20 protein-coding genes are annotated in these 20,813 nt (G+C 63.5%); 10 read left to right on the top strand and 10 right to left on the bottom strand.

Going from position 1 to position 20,813, the window contains the following annotated elements; genetic code table 11:
* Nucleotide 1: 1 nt before the first annotated feature.
* From ACGYLD_RS15135 to ACGYLD_RS15145, 3 genes are read right to left on the bottom strand one after another with little or no spacing between them, the layout of a single operon-like run.
* Nucleotides 2-1,006 (bottom strand): YcjF family protein, encoded by a 1,005-nt coding sequence (locus tag ACGYLD_RS15135; protein ID WP_394403076.1) that lies wholly within the window; start codon nucleotides 1,004-1,006, stop codon nucleotides 2-4.
* Nucleotides 1,006-1,470 carry a GNAT family N-acetyltransferase gene (locus tag ACGYLD_RS15140; protein ID WP_394403078.1) on the bottom strand — a complete coding sequence of 155 codons (465 nt, stop codon included), beginning with the start codon at nucleotides 1,468-1,470 and terminating at the stop codon, nucleotides 1,006-1,008. The genes ACGYLD_RS15135 and ACGYLD_RS15140 overlap by 1 nt, the downstream gene beginning before the upstream one ends.
* Nucleotides 1,467-2,894: a YcjX family protein gene (locus tag ACGYLD_RS15145; protein WP_394403080.1), complete on the bottom strand. Its 1,428-nt coding sequence runs from the start codon at nucleotides 2,892-2,894 to the stop codon at nucleotides 1,467-1,469. Before ACGYLD_RS15145 ends, ACGYLD_RS15140 begins: the two co-directional genes overlap by 4 nt.
* A gap of 89 nt (nucleotides 2,895-2,983) precedes the next feature.
* Between ACGYLD_RS15145 and truA the strand changes: the two genes are divergently transcribed.
* Nucleotides 2,984-3,757: a tRNA pseudouridine(38-40) synthase TruA gene (truA, locus tag ACGYLD_RS15150; RefSeq protein ID WP_394403082.1), complete on the top strand. Its 774-nt coding sequence runs from the start codon at nucleotides 2,984-2,986 to the stop codon at nucleotides 3,755-3,757.
* 176 nt (nucleotides 3,758-3,933) lie between these two features.
* On the opposite strand, the gene gndA is transcribed toward truA, so the two are convergent.
* Nucleotides 3,934-5,382 (bottom strand): NADP-dependent phosphogluconate dehydrogenase, encoded by a 1,449-nt coding sequence (gndA, locus tag ACGYLD_RS15155; protein WP_394403165.1) that lies wholly within the window; start codon nucleotides 5,380-5,382, stop codon nucleotides 3,934-3,936.
* 169 nt (nucleotides 5,383-5,551) lie between these two features.
* Between gndA and ACGYLD_RS15160 the strand changes: the two genes are divergently transcribed.
* A complete protein-coding gene (locus tag ACGYLD_RS15160) occupies nucleotides 5,552-5,980 on the top strand; it encodes an NUDIX hydrolase (protein WP_231886276.1) in 429 nt (142 codons plus the stop codon).
* Between the two features lie 160 nt (nucleotides 5,981-6,140).
* The gene (locus ACGYLD_RS15165; protein ID WP_271691834.1) at nucleotides 6,141-7,622 is read left to right on the top strand and encodes an inorganic phosphate transporter; all 1,482 of its coding nucleotides are present in this window, start codon (nucleotides 6,141-6,143) and stop codon (nucleotides 7,620-7,622) included.
* Between the two features lie 18 nt (nucleotides 7,623-7,640).
* Here ACGYLD_RS15165 and ACGYLD_RS15170 read toward each other — a convergent pair whose 3' ends face one another.
* From ACGYLD_RS15170 to ACGYLD_RS15180, 3 genes are all read right to left on the bottom strand, one after another.
* Complete coding sequence (locus ACGYLD_RS15170; protein WP_271691835.1) at nucleotides 7,641-8,675, bottom strand: 2-dehydropantoate 2-reductase; 1,035 nt, start codon at nucleotides 8,673-8,675, stop codon at nucleotides 7,641-7,643.
* Nucleotides 8,672-9,577 carry an ornithine carbamoyltransferase gene (gene argF, locus ACGYLD_RS15175; RefSeq protein WP_271691836.1) on the bottom strand — a complete coding sequence of 302 codons (906 nt, stop codon included), beginning with the start codon at nucleotides 9,575-9,577 and terminating at the stop codon, nucleotides 8,672-8,674. Before argF ends, ACGYLD_RS15170 begins: the two co-directional genes overlap by 4 nt.
* Nucleotides 9,578-9,650: 73 nt before the next feature.
* Nucleotides 9,651-10,826: an aspartate aminotransferase family protein gene (locus tag ACGYLD_RS15180; protein WP_271691837.1), complete on the bottom strand. Its 1,176-nt coding sequence runs from the start codon at nucleotides 10,824-10,826 to the stop codon at nucleotides 9,651-9,653.
* 361 nt (nucleotides 10,827-11,187) lie between these two features.
* Here ACGYLD_RS15180 and ACGYLD_RS15185 point away from each other — a divergent pair, with 361 nt between their 5' ends.
* On the top strand, nucleotides 11,188-11,808 hold the full coding sequence (locus tag ACGYLD_RS15185; protein ID WP_067261447.1) for a GcrA family cell cycle regulator: 621 nt from the start codon (nucleotides 11,188-11,190) through the stop codon (nucleotides 11,806-11,808).
* Nucleotides 11,809-11,883: 75 nt separating this feature from the next.
* Here ACGYLD_RS15185 and ACGYLD_RS15190 read toward each other — a convergent pair whose 3' ends face one another.
* Together ACGYLD_RS15190 and ACGYLD_RS15195 are read right to left on the bottom strand one after the other, a co-directional pair.
* Nucleotides 11,884-12,690 carry an SseB family protein gene (locus ACGYLD_RS15190; RefSeq protein WP_271691838.1) on the bottom strand — a complete coding sequence of 269 codons (807 nt, stop codon included), beginning with the start codon at nucleotides 12,688-12,690 and terminating at the stop codon, nucleotides 11,884-11,886.
* Nucleotides 12,671-13,270: a uracil-DNA glycosylase family protein gene (locus ACGYLD_RS15195; RefSeq protein WP_271691839.1), complete on the bottom strand. Its 600-nt coding sequence runs from the start codon at nucleotides 13,268-13,270 to the stop codon at nucleotides 12,671-12,673. Before ACGYLD_RS15195 ends, ACGYLD_RS15190 begins: the two co-directional genes overlap by 20 nt.
* Before the next feature lie 109 nt (nucleotides 13,271-13,379).
* Between ACGYLD_RS15195 and ACGYLD_RS15200 the strand changes: the two genes are divergently transcribed.
* Entirely contained in the window at nucleotides 13,380-13,721 is a 342-nt protein-coding gene (locus ACGYLD_RS15200) for a helix-turn-helix transcriptional regulator (protein WP_271691840.1), read from the top strand.
* Nucleotides 13,714-14,745 carry a permease gene (locus ACGYLD_RS15205; RefSeq protein WP_394403086.1) on the top strand — a complete coding sequence of 344 codons (1,032 nt, stop codon included), beginning with the start codon at nucleotides 13,714-13,716 and terminating at the stop codon, nucleotides 14,743-14,745. Before ACGYLD_RS15200 ends, ACGYLD_RS15205 begins: the two co-directional genes overlap by 8 nt.
* A 127-nt stretch (nucleotides 14,746-14,872) precedes the next feature.
* Here ACGYLD_RS15205 and ACGYLD_RS15210 read toward each other — a convergent pair whose 3' ends face one another.
* A complete protein-coding gene (locus tag ACGYLD_RS15210) occupies nucleotides 14,873-16,348 on the bottom strand; it encodes a sensor histidine kinase (protein WP_394403088.1) in 1,476 nt (491 codons plus the stop codon).
* 210 nt (nucleotides 16,349-16,558) lie between these two features.
* Between ACGYLD_RS15210 and ACGYLD_RS15215 the strand changes: the two genes are divergently transcribed.
* The 4 genes from ACGYLD_RS15215 to kdsA all read left to right on the top strand — a co-directional run bounded on the left by ACGYLD_RS15215 (nucleotide 16,559) and on the right by kdsA (nucleotide 20,799).
* Nucleotides 16,559-17,365: an acyl-homoserine-lactone synthase gene (locus tag ACGYLD_RS15215; protein WP_394403090.1), complete on the top strand. Its 807-nt coding sequence runs from the start codon at nucleotides 16,559-16,561 to the stop codon at nucleotides 17,363-17,365.
* A gap of 230 nt (nucleotides 17,366-17,595) precedes the next feature.
* Nucleotides 17,596-18,255, top strand: a complete 660-nt coding sequence (locus ACGYLD_RS15220) for an ABC transporter ATP-binding protein (protein ID WP_067261436.1) — start codon at nucleotides 17,596-17,598, stop codon at nucleotides 18,253-18,255.
* Nucleotides 18,233-19,969: a capsule biosynthesis protein gene (locus ACGYLD_RS15225; RefSeq protein WP_271691844.1), complete on the top strand. Its 1,737-nt coding sequence runs from the start codon at nucleotides 18,233-18,235 to the stop codon at nucleotides 19,967-19,969. The genes ACGYLD_RS15220 and ACGYLD_RS15225 overlap by 23 nt, the downstream gene beginning before the upstream one ends.
* Nucleotides 19,966-20,799: a 3-deoxy-8-phosphooctulonate synthase gene (gene kdsA, locus ACGYLD_RS15230; RefSeq protein WP_271691846.1), complete on the top strand. Its 834-nt coding sequence runs from the start codon at nucleotides 19,966-19,968 to the stop codon at nucleotides 20,797-20,799. The genes ACGYLD_RS15225 and kdsA overlap by 4 nt, the downstream gene beginning before the upstream one ends.
* Nucleotides 20,800-20,813 lie beyond the last annotated feature (14 nt).

Here is a 20,813-nt window from a genome sequence, read left to right on the forward strand (position 1 = left end):
GTCAGCCCTCGCCGAGCACCCCGGTCAGCGCGCGTTTGATGATGCCCCGCACGCCGGGGCGTTTTTCGCGGGCAAAGGGCAGCGGGCGGCAAACCTCGATCGCGGCCACGCCAACGCGGGCGGTCAGCGCCCCGTTCACCAGCCCCTCGCCGAAACGGCGGCTCAGCTTGGCGACGATGGACCCGCCCAAGAGCGGCTCGATCAGATCATCCCCCACGGCCACGGCGCCCGTCGCCACCAGATGCGACAGCACCGCGCGGGTCAGCCGCCATGAGCCGAAAAAGCCCGAGCGCCCGCCGTAGATTTCGGCGATGCGTCGGATCATGCGCAGGTTGCTGCTAAGGGCCGCGGCGACATCGGCCAGCGCCAAGGGCACCAGCGCGGTCACGGCGGCGACCTGCCGGGCCGCGGCTTCGACCTCACGAGTGGCGGCACGGTCCAGCGGGGCCAGAACCTCGCTCTCGGCCAGCCCCAGAAGCGCTTCGGCATCGAATTGATCGCCGCGCAGTTCCGTCAGCCGATCGCGGCCCCAGCGGGTATCCTCGCGGTGTTTGTATAGCGCCTCAAGCCGGTCCGTGACGCTGCGCGCGGCGGTCAAATCCCCCTGCGCCAGCGCCTCGCCCGCATCATGGCGCAGCCCGTCAAGCCGCGCCAGCCGCCCGAAAGCCGCCATTTCGCGCAGCGACAGCAGCAGAAGGACCAGCAAAAACGCCCCGATCAGCAGCGTCATCGCCCAACCGAGCATCGGGTAGCGTGCCATGAGATCGGTGACGAAGGTCCAAGCCGCGATCGACACCAGCGCCGTGACCAATGCCCCTGCCAGCGCCCAGAACAACCGCACCAGGCGCGAGGGTTTGCGCGCCGCGAGCCGGGCCGCGATCTGCATCGCTTGGCCCTTGGGCGGCGGAGCCTCGACGTCCAACTCGGGCACGGCGGGCGCATCGGCGACCGAGGGCTGCGGCTTGGTGTCTTCTTCAAGGTGGAACAGGATCGGTCCGCGGGCCATCAGGCGGCCTCCCTTTGCCAGTGCAATGTCAAATCGGGCAGCCCTTCGTCATTGGCGCTGCCATCGCTGCGCGCGGTCTCGGCAAACCCGTGTTGGCGGTAGAATGCGATGGCCCGGGCATTGGCCTGAAAGGTCCAGCAGGTCAGCGACTTATGCCGTGTCTTTAACGCGCCCAGAAGGGCCGAGCCGATGCCCTGCCCCCGCGCCGATTGCGCCACAAATAGCGCATCCAATGCGCCGCCCTCACAAGCCGCAAAACCGGCGACGCGGCCCTCCCGCTCGGCCACTATGACCCAGCCCCGGGCGATCATCGCATCGGCATGGGCGATATCCTCGGCACCGGTATGAATGCGCGGCAACCAAGCGGTGTCGCGGGCGAAATCGCTCATAATGCCGCCCACGGCGCCTGCGTCGAGGGGCTGTGCCGGGCGCAGGGTGGCGGGGCCTGTCACAACCGCACTCACAGCCGGTCCCCAATCAGGAATTCCGCCGCACGGTCGAGCCGGATATGCGGCGGCCCATCGCCGGGGCGCAGGTCCAACACCGCAGGGGCAAAGCGCATGATCTGATAATCCGCCCCCAGCCATTCCTGCGCGCCCTGCCGCGCGGGGGTCAGCAGATGCGCCGGATCTTCGGGCAGTTCACCGGGGTAGAATGCCGCCTGCCGCCCGCGCGTCTCATCCTCGTTCAAAAGGGTGCCGCGCACCACGTCGAGCGGCTCTCCCCCATGGGTCATCACGTCTTCGGTCGTGGCGCGCAGGCTGGCGATGGCCATGGCCCGCGTGCCCGCCCCCGCATATTGCGCCCGATCCCGCGCCTCGCGGATCAGCGCCTGCATGATACCGCTCAGTCGGGGATGCTGGCTGTGGTGCAGATGGTCGGCCTTGGTCGCGGCAAAGAGGATTTTCTCGACCCGTTTGCCCCGCAGGAGGGTGGTCAGAAAGTTGTTCGTTCCCGGCCGGAACGCGCCCAGAATATCGGCCATGGCGCCGCGCAGGTCTTCGACCGCCTGCGGCCCTTGGTGGATCGCGCCAAGCGCGTCAACCAGCACCACTTGCCGGTCGATCCGCGAAAAGTGATCGCGGAAGAAGGGCTGCACCACCTGTTTCTTATAGGCCTCGAACCGCCGCGCCATTTCGCGGATCAGCGATTTGCGCGGCGCGCCTTCCGAGCCCGGCAGCGGCGCGAAGGTCAGCACCGGTGAGCCTGCAAGGTCACCGGGCAGCAGGAAGCGCCCCGGCGTGCAGTCGGAATAGCCATTGGCGCGGGCGGTTTGCAGATAATCGGCAAAACTGTCGGCAAGCCTGCGGGCGGTGGTTTCCTCCAACTCGGCATGGGGGTCGGTCTGCTCGGCCAGCGCGCGGTAGCCCGCCGCCTCTTCACGCGACGCGATGCGTTCAATGACTTGCGCCGACCATTCGGCATAGGTGACATCCATCAGCGCCAGATCCAGCAGCCATTCGCCGGGGTAATCCACGATATCCAGATGCAAGGTGCGCGACCCTTGCAGACCTGCCAGCAACCCATTGGGCCGCACCTTGAGCGAGAGCCGCAGTTCCGAAATCGCCCGCGTGCTTTCGGGCCAATGGGGCGTCTTTCCGGTCAGCGCGGCGAGGTGGGTCTCATACTCGAACCGGGGCACGGTATCGTCGGGCTGGGGCTGCAGAAACGCCGCCTCAATCCGCCCCTCAGAGGCCGCGAGCAGCCCCGGCATCCGCCCCCGGTCCAGCAGGTTGGCGACCAGCGAAGTGATGAAAACCGTCTTGCCCGACCGCGCAAGCCCTGTGACGCCGAGCCGGATCACCGGCTCGAAAAACGTCTCGCCCACCGTGTCGGTGACATTCTCGAACTGCCGCCAAATCCCGTCGGCAATGCCTGTGATACCCAAAGCTGCGCCCGTCCTTCTTTCTTTGGCCTCAACATAGGGCCGGCAGGCAGGGATTGCCAGAAGCGCCCGCCCGCGCTAAGGCCCCGGTCATGCCTAGATATGCCCTGAAAATCGAATACCACGGCGCGCCCTTCAACGGGTGGCAGCGTCAGGTTGACCAGCCCACGGTGCAAGGTTCGATCGAGGCCGCTTTGGCCAAGCTGGAACCCGGCGCGCACACCATCGCTGCCGCCGGGCGCACCGATACCGGTGTGCATGGGCTGGCGCAGGTCGCCCATTGCGACATGGCCCGCGATTGGTCGCCCTTTCGGCTGGGCGAGGCGCTGAACTATCACCTCAAGCCGCAGCCCATCGCAATCACCGATTGCGTACTGGCGCCCGATGATTTCCACGCCCGTTTCTCGGCGCTTGAACGGCGCTATCACTTCCGCATCCTCAGCCGCCGCGCCCCGGCGGTGCATCAGGCAGGGCTGGTCTGGCAGATCAAACATCGGCTGGATGTCGAGGTGATGCAGGCGGCGGCGGATCTTTTGGTGGGCAAGCATGATTTCACCACCTTCCGCTCGACCGTTTGTCAGGCGGAAAGCCCGGTGAAAACGCTGGACCGGTTACAGGTTTCGCAGGTCGAGACCATGGCCGGGACGGAGTATCATTTCGACGTGCGCGCGCGATCCTTCCTGCACAATCAAGTGCGCAGTTTCGTCGGTTCGCTGGAGCGGGTCGGCGCGGGGTCTTGGAGCGTGGCGGATATGGGTGCAGCACTTGCGGCGAAGGATCGGGCTGCCTGCGGGCCGGTTTGCCCGCCGCAGGGGTTATACTTGGCGCATGTGAGCTATCCGGTGGACCCGTTCGCTAAGGCGTGACGCGGACCATCGCCTGCCCGCGGGATGGCGATGCTTCAGTCGGTTCATGCCACTTTATCGTGCAGCCTAGGGGCGCGTTACCCAGAGGACACCGCCCCTGGCGAAATCGCCTCCCCGACCGGGCGGGCAGGCGATGGTCCGGCGTCTTCAGCTTGTTTGCGGACCTATAAGCCCTCTTACGGCAGAGGCGTCCACGTCCCGTGGAATTTCCCCTCTTCGCTGATCCGCTCAAACCCATGCGCACCAAAGAAATCGCGCTGCGCTTGGATCATATTCGCCGTGCCCCGCGCCCGGCGCATGCTGTCATACCACGCCAGCGCCGCCGACAGCGCGGGCAGCGCGACACCGAGCAATGCACCCGCTGCCACCACCCGGCGCAGCGCCGGAATGCTCCCTTCCAAGCGTTTGCGCATGGCGGGGGCGAGAATCAGATGCCCACCGGGCAATTCGCCCCGGAAGGCATCGGCAAACTCGTCCAGCAGCGCCGAGCGGATGATGCAGCCTGCCCGCCAAATCTCGGAGATCCGCGCCATGTCGAGAGACCAGCCAAACTCCTCCGACGCGGCGGAAAGGATGCGAAAGCCCTGCGCGTGGCCGATGATCCGTCCCGCCAAAAGCGCCATCTCAAGATCCGCCTCTTCGGGCAGCGGCGCGTCCTGCACGCCTTCGGACAACAGCGGCTCGGCCATTTCGCGCACAGACTTCTCGCTCGACCAACCGCGCGCGCCGACGGCGGCTTCGATGGTATTGGCCGATTGCCCCATCTTGAGCGCTTCGATCAAGGTCCAGCGCCCGGTGCCCTTTTGCCCAGCCTGATCGCGGATCACATCGACCATCGGCGTCCCGGTCTGGGTGTCGACCGACAAGAGCGCCGCGGCCGAGACTTCGATCAGATAGGAGTTCAGCGGTCCCTTACGCCAGTCGGCAAAGAGATTGCCAATTTCCACCGCGCCCTGCCCGCCCGCATCGCGCAGCAGGCCGTAGACTTCGGCGATCATCTGCATGTCGGCATATTCGATGCCGTTATGCACCGTTTTGACAAAATGCCCCGCCCCGTCGGGGCCGAGATGCGCCACGCAAGGCGTGCCCTCGAATTGCGCGGCAATCTTCTCGGCCATCGGTTTGAACTGGGTCCAGGAATGCGCGTTGCCGCCGACCATCATCGACGGGCCATTGCGCGCCCCGGCCTCGCCACCCGACACGCCCATGCCGACGAGATGCAGCCCCGTGCCTTCGAGTTCGGCACTGCGGCGGCGGGTATCGTGGAAATCGGCGTTGCCGCCGTCGATCAAAGTGTCGCCCTCGTCCAGCAGCGGTTTGATGGCCTCGATCATCGCATCGACCGGCGCGCCGGAGGGGATCATGAAAAGAATGCTGCGCGGGCGGGCAATGGCGGCGACGAAATCCTCCAACTGCGCGGTCCCGATCAGGCGCTCGGCCAGCGGCCCGGCCTCGTCAAGGAACGGCGCGATCCAGTCGGTCTCTCGGTTGCTGACGGCGACGGTAAAGCCACTGTCGGCCAAGTTCAGCGCCAGTGCCGAGCCCATGGTGCCCAGACCGTATACCCCGATATCGGCGCCCGCGCCCCGTGCCGCGCCCCCGTCCGCCTGCGTGCCAGTTGCCATAACGATCATGCCTCATTTCTAGCCTGTCATACTGCCTAGCCCGCCTATCCGGCAGGCCGCAGTTTGATTTGCGTTCGGGAAGACTATATAATGTGAGGATAACAAGAAAAACACCCGACCGAGGCATAGTTCTGTAATGACACAAGTATTTAGACGCGCATGGGAGGATATGGTCCTTCCTATTTTCAAACGTCCCCGCCGTGTGCAGGTTGCCGCCCTGTGCTACCGCGACACCGAGGCGGGCAAAAAGGTCCTGCTGATCACCAGCCGCGACACGGGCCGCTGGATTTTGCCCAAGGGCTGGCCGATCGACGGGTTGGACGGTGCCGGAGCCGCCTTGCAGGAAGCATGGGAAGAGGCCGGGGTGACCAAAGCGGATATCGAATCCGATCCAATGGGTATTTTCGACTATGACAAGGGTCTCGGCGAAGGCCTGACCGTGCCCGTGACCACACAGGTCTACCTCACCCGCGTCCGCGATCTGAGCGAGGAATACCCCGAAGCGGGCATGCGCAAACGCGCGTGGTTCACCCCGCAAGAGGCATCGGAACTCGTGGATGAGCCTGATCTTAAAGCAATCTTATCTGCCTTCCATTAAGCCCCTTCGGCGCCGGGCCGCTGTCCGGTGCCATTTCCCCCCTGCCCCATTGCCGCCCCTGCCCGTTTCGGGATGTTACAATTTTGTGACAGGGTGACTTGCGCCCTCGGTAGCCTTATGTCACCCCCCGCTGAACGTTAGGATCGGAGATCATACAGGAATGGCAACGGAACCGCAGGGCAGCCAGTGGAAGACACTGGACAAGGACCTCAACCGTATTTCGCAAGTCGAACTGGCCGCGACCTATGTCGCCCGCCCCCTTGTGGCGCCGGGCATCGCGCTGGCCTTTATCGTGGTGGCAGGTGCCGTTGCGGCGGTAATCTTCGGGCAACAGCCCTCCAGCTTTGTCGTGATCGCCGCGGCGGTCTTTGGCGCCTATATGGCGGTGAACATCGGCGCGAATGACGTGGCCAACAACATGGGCCCCGCCGTGGGCGCCAATGCGCTGACCATGGGCGGCGCCATCGTCATCGCGGCCTTGTGCGAATCCGCCGGGGCCTTGCTGGCGGGGGGCGATGTCGTCTCGACCATTTCCAAGGGCATCATCGACCCGGCGAGTGTCGCGGACACGCGCATCTTCATCTGGGCGATGATGGCGGCGCTGGTCTCCTCCGCGCTCTGGGTCAACCTTGCCACATGGGTCGGCGCGCCGGTCTCGACCACCCATTCGGTCGTCGGCGGGGTCATGGGCGCGGGCATCGCGGCTGCGGGCCTTGGCGCGGTCAACTGGAGTTCAATGAGCATGATCGCCGCAAGCTGGGTGATCTCGCCCGTGCTGGGCGGTGCGGTGGCGGCGATGTTCTTGGCCTTCATCAAGGCGCGCATCCTCTACCAAGACGACAAGATCGCCGCTTCGCGCACCTGGGTGCCGGTGCTGGTGGGGCTGATGGCCGGGGTCTTTGCCGCCTATCTGGCGCTCAAGGGGCTGAAAAAGATCATCAGCATCGACATGCCGGTCGCCCTGATCATTGGGCTGGTGACGGGGCTGGTGGTCTATGCCATCTCCGCCCCGCTGATCCGCCGCGCCTCGGAAGGGATGGAGAACCGCAACCGCTCAGTCAAAACGCTCTTTGGCCTGCCGCTGGTCCTCTCCGCCGCGCTGCTCAGCTTTGCCCATGGGGCCAATGACGTGGCCAATGCGGTCGGCCCGCTGGCGGCGATCGTCCATGCGACTGAGTTCGGCGGTTTCGAGGATAAGGTGAGCATCCCCACATGGGTGATGATCATCGGGGCCTTCGGCATCTCCTTCGGTCTGTTCCTATTCGGGCCGAAACTGATCCGCATGGTCGGCAGCCAGATCACCAAGCTGAACCCGATGCGCGCCTATTGCGTAGCACTCTCAGCCGCCATCACCGTAATCGTGGCAAGCTGGCTGGGCCTGCCCGTGTCTTCGACCCATATCGCCGTGGGCGGGGTCTTTGGCGTGGGCTTTTACCGTGAATGGCACATGGAACGGCGCCTGCGCCGGATCGGAGCCAAGAGCGGTGAGGTCAAGCGCATCGCCAAGGAAGAACGCCGCCGCCGCAAGCTCGTACGCCGCTCGCATTTCATGACCATCGTTGCGGCTTGGGTGATCACCGTGCCTGCTGCGGCGCTGCTCTCTGGCATCGTCTTTTGGGTGCTCAACGCCTTTGTGAACTAGGTCAGGCGCGGGCGCGCCTTACCCTTCTTGCCGGTCCTGCCCTGCCGCCATTTCGGCCCGCAGCGCGGCGACCGGCAAATGCGGCAACCCTTCGCCTGCAAGCTCTGCCCAGCCCATCACCCGCAGCACCATATCCGTCACCGGCGTCGCCCGGCCAAGCGCCCTTGCGCGGCGCTGCACCTCGCCCTGAAGCGCGTCGATCTCGGTCGGGCGGCGGGCGGCAAGGTCTTGCGCCATGGAGGTCCGCGCCTGCGGGTCGATCTGCAACATGGCTGCAGCGACGCGGGTGAATATCGGCGTCGGCAGGCGCAAGAGCATCGGGACCAGTCGCGCCGGGATCGGTGTGGTCATGGCGGGGCGGATCTTGCCTGCGCGCAGGACCGCCAGCGCCTCGGCCCATTGATCAGCCATCAGACGGCGCCATGCGCGATCCTGCAACTGGGCCTGCAACGGCAGGCCGCTCAGCGCATTCAGCGCGTTATTGAGGTTCATCAGAAACTTGCCCCATTGCAAGGCGGTGATATCGGCGTGCTCCACAACCTTCAGATCCGGCAGCGACAACCGCGCGGCCAGATCGGCGGGGCCACCCTCGATCACCAGATCGCCCGAACTTGCCCTGTGGTAGCAACCCTGCCCCATGGCCACGACATTGAACGGCACCAGCCCCGCGCGCAGGTCATGCTGCGGCAGGTGCTGCGCCAGAACCGCGCGATTGCCCATGCCGTTTTGCAGGCTGATGACCTGCACGCCGGGCGCGCTGTGGCGGGCGATCAGACGGGCCATGTCTTCGGTGTCGCGCGACTTGACCGTGACCAACACGATATCCGCATCGCGCAGACAGGTCTCATCGCCCGCAAGACTCAGATCATCGGCCGACAGGTAGCGCGCCATGCCGCCGAAATCCGTCAGGGTCAGCCCATGGGTGCGGATTTCGGCTTGAATGCGGGGCCGCGCCAGCAGGGTCACAGCATGCCCCGCACTGGCCAGCAGCCCGCCGACAAAGCAGCCCACCGCCCCCGCGCCCGCAACAACGATGCGGGGGCCGTCGCTCATGCGCCCAGACACCAGCGCATGACGGCTTTCTGTGCATGCAGACGGTTTTCGGCCTCGTCAAAGATCACCGAATGCGGCCCGTCCATGACCGAGCTTGTCGCCTCGTCATCGCGGTGCGCAGGCAGGCAGTGCATGAAGAGCGCGTCGGGCTTGGCCAGCGCCATCAGCGCATCGTTCACCTGATAGCCGCGCAGCTGATTGTGCCGCCGCTCCCGCGCCGATTGCGGATCATGCATGCTGACCCACGTGTCCGTGACCACCAGATCGGCACCCTCCACGGCCTTCTGGGGGTCGCGCTCGGTGGTATAAAGCCCGTCGAGCGCGCGCTCGGGGTCGAGCGGCTCCGGCCCGGTGAAGACAAGATCGAAGTCGAACTGCTTGGCCGCATGGGCGAAGCTTGCAAAGACATTGTTGCCATCGCCCGACCAGACCACCTTGCGCCCTTTGATCGGGCCGCGGTGTTCCTCAAAGGTCTGAATGTCGGCCATGATCTGACAGGGATGCGTGCGGTTGGTCAGCCCGTTGATCACCGGAACGGTGGCATATTCCGCCATCTCCAGCAGGGTCTGCTCCTCAAAAGTGCGGATCATGATCATATCGACGTAGCGCGACAGCACGCGGGCGGTGTCGGCGATGGTCTCACCATGGCCAAGCTGCATATCGGCGCCCGAAAGCACCATGGTCTGCCCGCCCATCTGACGCACGCCCACGTCGAAGGAGACACGTGTCCGGGTCGAGGGCTTCTCGAAAATCAGCGCGACCATGTGATCCTTCAACGGCTGGTCATCATCCGGCGCGCCGCGCGGGCGGCCATTGCGCGCGGCTTTCATGGCGGCGGCATTGTCGATGATCTGCCGCAGATCGGCGGGGTCGGTTTGGTGGATATCGAGGAAATGGTTCATCTGTCGTCTCTGTCTTGCGGGGTCGAAGGCCACGGCCTTGAAAGCCCGAGGAATGTTTTGGGGTGAATGGCGCTTAGGCCGGGGTCAGGTCACGCGCGATAGCGTCAAGGCGGGTCACCGCCTCGGCAATCTCATCGTCGGAAATGGTCAGCGGCGGCAGCAGGCGGATCACATTGTCGGCGGCGGGCACGGTGATCAGCTCATGAGCATAGCCCGAGGCGACCACATCGGCATTCGCCACTTTGCATTTCAGCCCCAACATCAGCCCCGCGCCGCGCACCTCTTCAAAAACCTCCGGATGCTCAGCCACCAGCCCTTCGAGACGCTGACGCAGCAGCCCCGCCTTGCGGCTCACCTCGGCCAGAAAGGCCGCGTCGGCCACCACATCCAGCACCGCGCAGCCCACGGCACAGCCCAGCGGGTTGCCCCCATAGGTTGAACCATGGGTGCCTGCCGTCATGCCCGAGGCCGCCTTTTCCGTGGCCAGTACGGCGCCCAGCGGGAAGCCCCCGCCGATGCCCTTGGCCACCATCATGATGTCGGGAGCTACCCCTGCCCATTCATGGGCAAAAAGCCGCCCGGTCCGGCCCACGCCGCATTGCACCTCATCGCAAATCAGCAAGAGCCCGTGGGCGTCGCAAAGCGCGCGCATCTGTTGCAACTCGGCATCCGGCACGGCGCGGATACCGCCTTCGCCCTGTACCGGCTCGACCATGATGGCGGCGGTCTTGTCGGTGATGGCAGCCTCAAGTGCGGCGCTGTCGCCGAGGTCGAGATGCACGAAACCCGGCAGTTGCGGGCCGAAGCCTTTGGTCATCTTCTCAGACCCCGCCGCCGCGATCCCGGCGGAAGAGCGGCCGTGAAAGGCCCCGTTGAAGGCGATGATCTCGACCCGCTCGGGCTGGCCCGCCTCATAGAAATACTTGCGCGCCATCTTCACCGCCAATTCGCAGGCCTCGGTCCCCGAATTGCAAAAGAAGGCGGTGTCGGCAAAGGTCTCGGCCACCAGCCGGTCGGCCAGCGCCTCTTGCTGCGGAATGTGGTAGAGGTTCGACGTATGCCACAGCGCCTGCGCCTGATCGGTCAGCGCCTTCACCAGCGCCGGATGCGCATGGCCAAGCGCGTTCACCGCGATCCCCGCGCCCAGATCAAGAAAACGTCGCCCATCCGCCTCGATCAGCCAAGTGCCTTCGCCTTTGACGAAGGTCAAAGGAGCGCGATTATAGGTTGGCAGAACGGAAGGGATCATCTGTTTGTCCTTGAAAGAGGGCCGTGTCACGCCGGTAAAAGGGCATGGGGCTGGCGCAGGGTCAATGGGATTTGCTTGTTTTTGAAAGGATGCAGCACGCATGCTGCGAGATCAGGCCATCACGCCGCCCCAAAGGGGCACCATGTTATCGGACGAAGCGTCGTCGGATGGAATATGCGGCAGATTTGATCATGGCTCTTGCATAGCCGCCCTTCATCCCCCACGTAAAGCCCCAATCGCAGCGCCCCGTGCCCAGAGGGCATCGGCGCTTGCACCTGCGGCCCCAGAAGATAAAATGGGGGCCGATACACTGACAAAGCGGTCCGGGCTAGGGGGCCGCTTTTTAACTGGGGAACCCCGTATGTCCTGGACTGATGAGCGCGTAGAGACACTGAAAAAGATGTGGGGCGAAGGCCAGTCCGCCAGCCAGATCGCGAAGGAACTGGGTGGGGTGACGCGCAATGCCGTGATCGGCAAGGTGCACCGTCTGGGCCTGTCGAACCGCACCGCCGGGGCGCCCGCCGCCGCGGCGGCGGCGACTGCCAAGCCGGAGCCCAAGGCCAAGCCCGCAGCCCCCAAGGCCGAGGCCAAGGCAAAGCCCGCCGCCAAAGCCGCGCCCGAGCCGGAGGCCGAAGCCGCCCCCGCGCCCGAAGCCGAAGAGCCCGCCGCAGCCCCGGCGCCCAAGCCCAACCTGCCCGCGCGCAAACAGATCATCCCCGCAGGCCAACCCCTGCCGCCGCAGCCGTCGGCGAATGAGATCAGCCCAGAGGCGCTGGCCAAGGTCAGCGAAGTTGAGAAGAAGGCCAAGAAGATCGGCCTGATGGAACTGACCGAACGCACCTGCAAATGGCCTGTGGGCGACCCGGCGACCGATGATTTCTGGTTCTGCGGCTTGCCGGTGCAACAGGGCAAACCCTATTGCGAAGCCCATGTTGGCGTCGCCTTCCAACCAATGAGCGCGCGGCGCGACCGCCGCCGCTAAGACCGGCGCGATGAAACGAAAAAGGCGGGCGGGCTTGAGTGCCCTGCCCGCCTTTTTCTTTGCCTGAGGTCAAGATCAGCGCAGTTTCGGCGGTTTCGCCGGATCGCTGCCGGGGGCCATCCGGGGCGTGTTCTGCAAAGGCTCCATCTGAGGCAGATCAAAGCGCAGGCCGACGCGGGCCAGCTTCTCGACCACCGCGTCATTGGGACCGAAGAAGCCCACATCCATCGCCCCCGCCTCGATCCCCGAAAAGGTCAACGCCTCGGACGCCGCCCGCACCAGCGCGTCTTGCGCCCGGGGGATCGCACCGACGAAGGCCAGCAGATGCCCGCGCCCGCCGCCGCTGTATTCGACACCGACAAGGAAGGCCCCCGCCGCCATGCCCGTGGCCGTGGCAAGCTTCGCGTCAATCGCGGCGATCAACGTCTCGGGCAACCCCTGCGGCGGGAAAACGCGGTCGATCCCCGCCTCGACCTCGCCCGGCGCATGGGCCAATGTGCTGCGCAGCCAGTCCATCGCCTCGGCAGGCAGCAGGATCTCGGACGGGGCCACACCGATATTCACCGCCATGCCCAAGGGCTGCCCCGCCAACATCGCGGCAATCGCACGCCCCGAGAGCGCCACATAAGGAGACGCCTCCCCCACATGGGCCGAAAGCCGCGCCGCGCGGTCGAAGACCATGACATAGCTATCATCAAGCAGCACCGGGCTGATCTGATCGCCCTGCGGCTCATCCTCAAGCAGCATGAACAGCTCGACATCCGCGATACGCTCGTAAAAACGCAGACGCGCCGCGTCGTCGTCGGGGGCGGAGGTCATCGCAGTATGGGCTTGGTCGAGCGGGGTCAGCTCGGTCTTGGGGTCAGTTTGGCGGTCGGTCATTCATCACCTCGGACACGGCGGCGCGCAGACGGGGCAAGACCTCTTCCGCGAACCAGGGATTCTTGTTCAACCATCCGGTATTGCGCCACGACGGATGAGGCAAGGCAAAGACCCCCGGCGGATGATCCCGCCAGCCCGCCACGGCCTCGGTCACATTGCGAAATCCGGGGAGGTGATATTTCATCGCATAGGCCCCAATCAACACCGTTAGCCGCAGATCGGGCAGCATCTCCAGCACCGGTTTGCGCCAAGTCTGCGCACAGATACGCGGCGGTGGCAGGTCACTGCCCTTGGCGTCATAGCCCGGAAAGCAAAAGCCCATCGGCACGATGGCGACCCTGTCGCGATCATAGAATGTCGCCTCATCCAGCCCCAGCCAGTCGCGCAGGCGGGTGCCGGACACATCCCAGAACGGCTTGCCCGCCTCATGCACCCGCTTGCCGGGCGCTTGGCTGGCGATCAGCAGCCGTGCGCCGGGTTTGAACCAGACGATGGGCCGCGGGCGATGCTGGGTGGCGGTCACGGCGAAACGCTCGGCACAAAGGCGGCAGGCCGCCAGATCATCTCGGATATCCTTCATGAGCAGGAGATAAGCGATAGGACCAAAAGATAAAGGGCGGCGGGCCATCACTTCGAGAATTATCGAAATAAACCTTGCATCGCGCTGACGTTTCGATATTTCTAGAATCATGAAACAAGAATCCGCAACCCCCGCCCTCACCCTCGCCGCCAGCAGCTTTGCGGCGCTTGGATCGGAACAACGCCTCCTGGTGCTGCGCACGCTGGTGCGCGCCGGATCAGAGGGGCTGAACATCGGCACGCTGGGCGAACGCACCGGCGTGACCGGCTCGACCCTGACACATCATCTGAAACTCTTGGCCTCTGCCGGTCTGGTGAAACAGGAAAAACAAGGCCGCAGCACCATCTGCGCCGCCGTCGCCTATGAAGAAGTTCAAGCCTTGGCGAATTTCTTGCTGACCGAATGCTGCGCGGATGCAATCGACGGCTGCACGGAGCATAACCATGACTGATACCACACAAACCCTCCCCGCGCTGCACCGCTTGGCCTTTCTGAAAGGCGCTTGGGGCATCACGCTGGCGCTCTTGGCGCTGATCGCACTGCTGGATCCGCCGCAGGTCATGCCGACGGTCATCTTCGCGTCCGAGGCGCTTTTGCACACCGCGCCCTTCATCGCCTTCGCGGTGCTGGCCGTGGCCTATCTCAAAGCCAGCGGAGCCGAGAGCCTGCTTGCCCGCGCGTTCGAGGGCAACCCGGCACGAATGGTGGTGATGGCGGCGGCGCTTGGCGGCTTGTCCCCCTTTTGTAGTTGCGAGGTGATCCCATTCATTGCCGCGCTGCTGGCCGTCGGCGCTCCGCTCGGCGCGGTGATGGCCTTTTGGCTGGCCTCCCCGCTGATGGACCCGGCGATGTTTGCAATCACCTCAGGCACGCTCGGCTTCGACTTTGCCCTGGCGAAAACCATCGCGGCGCTCGGCGTCGGCATGTTGGGGGGCTTCACCGTCATGGCCCTGTCCCGCACGCCGATTTTCAACGACCCCCTGCGCCCCCAGCCCGCGAAAAGCAGCTGCTGTTCTTCGGCCAAACCCTTCTCCGGCGCGCCGGTCTGGAAGTTCTGGCAAGAGGCCGAGCGCCGCGCGAGTTTTGCCGACACGGCACTGACCAATGCGCTGTTCCTCGTCAAATGGCTGACCCTCGCCTATGTGGTCGAAGCCCTCATGCTGACCTATGTGCCCGCGGAATGGATCGCCAATGTCTTGGGCGGCACCGGGATCATGCCGATCATTCTGGGCGCATTCGTGGGCGCACCGGCCTACCTGAATGGCTATGCCGCCGTGCCCCTGATCGACGCGCTGCTGGCGCAAGGGATGACCCAAGGCGCGGCCATGTCCTTTGTCGTGGCGGGCGGGGTAAGCTGCATTCCGGCGGCCATCGCGGTCTGGGCACTGGTCAAACCGCATGTCTTCGCCGCCTATATCGGCTTTGCCTTCGTCGGGGCGATCTTTGCGGGTGTGATCTGGCAATTGGTCGCGTGACCGCATCAAACTGACGACCCGAATGCGGGGGCGGTAGAAATGCCGCCCCCTTTTCTGTTTCGACTGTTACTGAGGCGAGGGCAGATGCCGACCACGCCGACAGGACGGGCAGCGAGGCGCTCGCGACTTACGCAGCCGCGCGCTCCCCATCTGGCTTTTCGGAGGGTTCATCCCCAATCGGCCCCTCGCCATTCACCATGTCTTTGACAGCCATCCCATGGGGCAATTCCTTCCCCGTACCATTGCCCAAGGGCATATCGATATAGAAGGTCGTGCCGGGGCCGTCGTTCTTGAAATAGTCGATCTGCCCGCCCAAAGCTTCGATGATCCGTTTCGAGATGTTCATCCCCAGCCCGGTGCCGCCGACGGCCCGCTGGTCCGAGGAATCGATTTGCGAGAATTCATCAAAGACCTTCTCGCGCTCGGATTCGGCAAGGCCGATCCCCTCGTCGATCACGCTGATCCGCACCTTGTCGCCACGGTTGACCGAGGTGACCTTGACCGTCGACCCGGCGGGCGAGAATTTGGCCGCGTTCGACAGAAGGTTGGACATCACCTGTTGCAGGCGCTTTTCATCCGTGGCGATCCCGGCAGGCTCCGACGGTTTGGCATAGCGCAGCGTCACGCCAAGGTTGCCCGCAAAGGATTGGTTCAACTCAATCGCGTCTTCAATGATCGTCTGCACCTCAAGCGGTTCGATATCAAAGCTGATCTTGCCCGCCTCGAACTTTTGCAGGTCGAGAATCTCGTTAATGATCGACGTCAGCCGCGCCGAATTGCGCTGCGCGATCTTTAGAACTTTCTCCATCTGCGGGGTCATTTCGCCCAAAACGCCGGCGCAGGCCATATCGAGCGACCCTTTGATCGAGGTCATCGGCGTGCGCAGCTCATGGCTGATGGTCGAGACGAATTCGGTCTTCACCTTGAACGCGATCTTGGTTTTCTCATGCTCGACCTTCAGCTCTTCAAGCTGGCGCAGATTTGTGCGGTACATCTTCAGGAAGATGCGAGAGCAATCGACGATAAAATAGAGCACGAAGACCACGGTGAACAACTGGGTCCAAAGCTCGGATTCGATGCTCGCCCCCGTGCGCACAATGTCCCAGATCGGGATGAAGAGGAATGTCGCGCCATAGATCGCAAGCCGCAGCATCAGCACCGGCAGGATATGGTGGTTGTTCATCGAGGCGAAGAGCGCCGCGGCGAAAAGGAAGAAGAGCGGCAGGAAATGCGTTGTCGCCCCCTGCTGAAGCGCGATCCCAAGGGCGAAATAGCTGATCACCCCGGCGCTCAGCACCGTGCCAATATAGATGCGGTTCATGAACAAACGCGCCAAACGGGGGCTGCGTCCGCGCCAACGCGTGATGCGCAGGAAAAGCAGATAGTCAAATGTCTCGGAAATCGCGATCAGGATCACCGTCGAGATCGACAGCCAAAGATCGTAGTAGAAAGCGGACAGGCAAATGGCCGCCGCAAAGATCATCTGCCGCTGCCAGAACAGGTTAACGCCGACTTGGGAGTAGTCCCGCATCTGCTGCACCTTTGTCGCGTCTGCCAGATGCGGCGTATGAATCGGGCCGTATGTTACTTTTTCCTGCGACATCGCTCTCGTTTTCTTCGGTCGGCTGCTCGAATGCCGGCATTCTGCCGACAAACGCTCTTAACATGTTGCATTTCGGCATCGAAGCACATGTTAGACGCGATCATCTTCCTTTCTACACCCGGAAATGGGACATAAGTATGGCCATTTCATGCAACTAGAGGTTAGCCTCTTGATAAGAGGTATTTTTACAGCGAATTTTCGAGGTCCAACATGAGTCTGCAAGGACGGAGCTTCAGTGGAAAATCTTGGCAGGATGTTCTTCCCGAACTGACGCCACAGGACGCTAAGGCGCTGGAAGTAAAGAACAACCGCTTCCCACGAAAACTGCTCAACAGCAAATCGACAGAGGTCGACCCCTATAGCCCCGAGGCCCTTGCCCGGGCCAACCCCTATATGCGTGCCACAACTTTGTCATTTTTGAACATGCATCAGCACGGGGAATTATTCGTTAATTTCCTCCGGGCGCGGCGCCGAATCTTCATCGACGACAAGCAATGGGATCTCCCTCAGGTTGATGGGATGGAGTTTGACCAATACGACACGCCCCGCGCACGCTGGATCGTTTTGCATGAATATGGGGAGGTCATGGGCGGCGTCCGCCTAATGCCTACCACCTCGACCTGCGCGCAATACAGCTACATGCTGCGCGATGCGCAACTGGGGATGCTGCCGGACATTCCGCAGGACGTGCTGTTCTTCAAAGCCCCTGTGCGCGACGACATCTGGGAAGCCACCCGCTTGTTCCTCACCAGCGCCGTTCCTGCCCAACGCCGCATTGCTGTGCAACGTATGCTGATGAACCAGATGGCCGGTGCCGCCTATGCGATGGGCGCCAGCCATGTTCTGGGCATCGTGCCCGCCACCTTCAGCCGCTGGATGACACGGCTTGGGCTGATGAGCGCCGTGCCCGTGGGCCCGGTGCAAAACATCGACGGTGACCGCACGCAAGCGGCCTTGATGAACGTCAGCTACATCGGCGAGATGGCCCCGACCGAGAGCACTCATACGCTACACTGACCCCCGTGCAGGTGCGGGCCGATATGCCCTCCTCTTATGCCCCCTCGCCCGCAGGATACCCGTCCTGCGGGCAGCAGATTTTACCGCCACCAAACAGCCCCGCACGGCGCCCTGCCCCAGCGAACGCCCGCGTTTCGACATATTGTGGTCAAATTCCGTGAATAAACGGATAAGATACCTCTGATACCAGAGGCGCCGCGACGCCCGCTTAGCACCAACCGGAGCAGCGAATGCTGGAATTTGAAAATGTGTCCAAGTCCTTTTGGACGGGATCGCAGCACAAGGTCATTCTTGACCGGGTGTCTTTTCGCGTTGAGCTTGGCAACTCCTTGGGCATTCTGGCCCCCAACGGCACCGGCAAAACAACCCTGATCAACATGATGGCCGGGCTGGAAAAGCCCGACGAAGGAGAGATCAGGCGCGGCTGTAACATCTCGTTTCCATTGGGTTTTATGGGCGGGGTGGTCAATAAAGTCTCAGCCATGGAGAACGCCCGCTATATCGCGCGGCTCTACGGGCTTGACCCTGATTACGTCGAAAGTTTCTGTCGCTGGCTCTGCGGTCTGGGGGAATATTTCGACCAGCCGCTCGGCACCTATTCCGCCGGGATGCGGGCGCGTTTCTCATTCGCGCTGATGTTGGCGCTGGATTTTGATATCTATCTGATTGACGAAGGCATGCCCGGCACGACAGACGTGGAATTCAACCGCAAAGCGGGTGATATTCTGAAAGAACGGCTGCGGACCACGACGATCATCATCGTCTCGCATCAGGCCCATACGCTTGAGAAATTTGCCCGCTCCGCCGCTGTCCTTTTGGACGGCAAGCTACATATGTTCGACACCTTGGAAGAAGCGAAACAGCTCTATGACTACGAAACCCAAGGCTAGAAAATTCCGCATCCGCAAGGCGCCGCCCCCCTCGGGCAGCAGCACCGCGCCGAGCAGCGCCGAGAAGGCGCAGGCGGGCCAAAGCGATGCCGAAAAGGCTGCGCGCAAGGCCAAGCTGCGCGCCGTCGCGGATGCGACCGAGGTGGAACCCTCGCACAGCAAGGAAGCCTTGGAACATGCCGCCCGCAGCGGCAAAGCGCCCCATTCCGAAAGCGCCCGCTCGGGCGAGGTGTCTTCTCCCAATGAAGTCTCGGCCGAGCAGGACATCGACGCGATCCGCCGCGAGGGGCTGACAGGCCGCCAATTGCGCATGGCGCGGCGGGTGGCGCAGAAACACGGGCTGGCGCCGACCTCGGATTTCGACGCGGTGCGCCTTTTGCGGGCCAAGGGGATCGACCCGTTTCAGCGGTCCAACATGCTGGAACTCGTGGTGCCGCAGGCGGGTGATCCGGCGGACAGCGGCCTGCCCGCCACCCGCGGCCAGCCCGGCGACCCGAAGGTGCAACTGCCCCAGACCACGCCCCGCGGCCCGCGCGGCCTGCCCTCGACCGATGTCAGCCCCGCCGAACGTCGCCAGCGCGAGATCTCGGACATTCAGCGTGACATCACCCGCCGCCGCCGCCGCAAAGCGGCCATGCTGCTGGTCCGGCTGGCCTTTTTCGTCATGCTGCCCACCATCGCCGCGGGTTACTATTTCTACAAAATCGCCACACCGATGTATGCCACCGAAAGCCAGTTTCTGATCATTCAGAACGAAGGTGGCGGCGGCTCCAGCCCCTTTGGCGGGCTTCTGCCCACCCAATTCGCCAATAGCGCCGACAGCATCGCCACGCAGGCCTATCTGCAATCGAAAGACGCGATGCTGCGGCTCGACGAAGACGCTGGGTTTCGCGCCCATTTCGCCGATCCTGAGATTGACGCGATTCAACGGCTTTCCGAAGACCCCAGCAACGAAGAAGCCTATAAGACCTACAAGAAGAACGTCAAAATCGGCTACGACCCGACCGAAGGCGTGATCCGGATGGAGGTGATTGCCGCCGATCCCGAGGTCTCGGAAGAATTCTCTAAACGTCTGCTCACCTATGCCGAAGAGCGGGTGAATGACCTAAGCAAGCAAAAGCGCGAAGACGGGATGCGCGACGCGCTCGAGGGCTATGAAACCGCATTGGAAAACCGCCGGGCGGCGCAAGAGGCGCTGATCAAACTGCAGGTCGACAACAACGTCGACCCTGAGGCGATGATCGCCTCGATCCGCACGCAGATCACCAATTACGAGACCCTGTTGATCGAAAAGGAACTCGAACTCGCCGCCCTGCTCGACAACCAGCGCCCGAACCAAGCCAAGGTCGATGGCGCGCGCGGGGATGTGCGACGGCTACGCGAGCAGCTCACCAAACTGCGCGAGCGGATGACCGCCGCCAACGAAGGCGAAAACTCGCTGGCGCAACAGGCCGTCGCCGCACAGCTTGCGCAGGCCGATCTGGCCTCTGCCGACATGGTGCTGCAAAGCGCGCAAACCGCCATGGAACAGGCCCGAACCGAGGCCGGGCGGCAGGTTCGCTACCTCACCGTGGCGGTCAACCCCGTGGCCCCGGACGAGGCGACCTACCCTCGCAAGTTCGAAAACACGATATTGGCTTTCCTTATCTTTGCAGGCATCTACCTGATGTTGTCTCTGACAGCGTCCATTCTAAGAGAACAGGTAACTTCATGACCCAGCTGCGCATTGGCAATCTGACCGTCGGCAATGATCGTCCCCTCACCGTGATCGCTGGCCCCTGCCAGTTGGAGAGCGAAGACCACGCGCAGATGGTCGCGGGGGTGTTGAAAGAGGCATGTGACGCCGCCGGCGCGCAGTTCATCTTCAAGGGCAGCTATGACAAGGCCAACCGCACCTCCCTCTCGGGCAAGCGCGGTTTGGGCATCGAAAAGGGGCTGCAAGTCCTGCAATCTGTGGCCCGCGCCAATGACGTGCCGGTGCTGACGGATGTGCATAATGAAGCGCAATGCGCACAGGCCGGTGACGTGGTCGACGTGCTGCAAATCCCCGCCTTCCTCTGCCGCCAAACCGACCTGCTGCTCGCCGCCGGGGAGACCGGAAAGGCGGTTAATGTGAAGAAGGGGCAGTTCCTCGCCCCTTGGGAGATGCAGAACATCGTCGATAAGATCGAAAGCACCGGGAACCGCAACATCCTGCTGACCGAACGCGGCACCACCTTCGGCTACAACACGCTGGTCGCCGACATGCGCAGCCTGCCGCAGATGGCCCAAACCGGCTACCCGGTGGTGATGGACGCGACCCATTCCGTCGCCCAGCCCGGCGGCAAGGGCGGCTCTTCGGGCGGCCAGCGTGAGTTTGCTCCCGTCATGGCGCGCGCGGCGGCGGCGATTGGCGTGGCCGCGATCTTCATGGAAACCCACGAAGACCCAGACCGCGCGCCCAGCGATGGGCCCAATATGATCTACCTCGACCAGATGCCGGGGCTGATCAACCTGTTGATGCAATTCGACGCGCTGGCCAAAAGCCATCCGCTGACTTTCTAAATTTATCCCAAAAA

This window comes from Sulfitobacter sp. 1A12056 (assembly GCF_043558125.1).
Taxonomy (GTDB): domain Bacteria; phylum Pseudomonadota; class Alphaproteobacteria; order Rhodobacterales; family Rhodobacteraceae; genus Sulfitobacter; species Sulfitobacter faviae.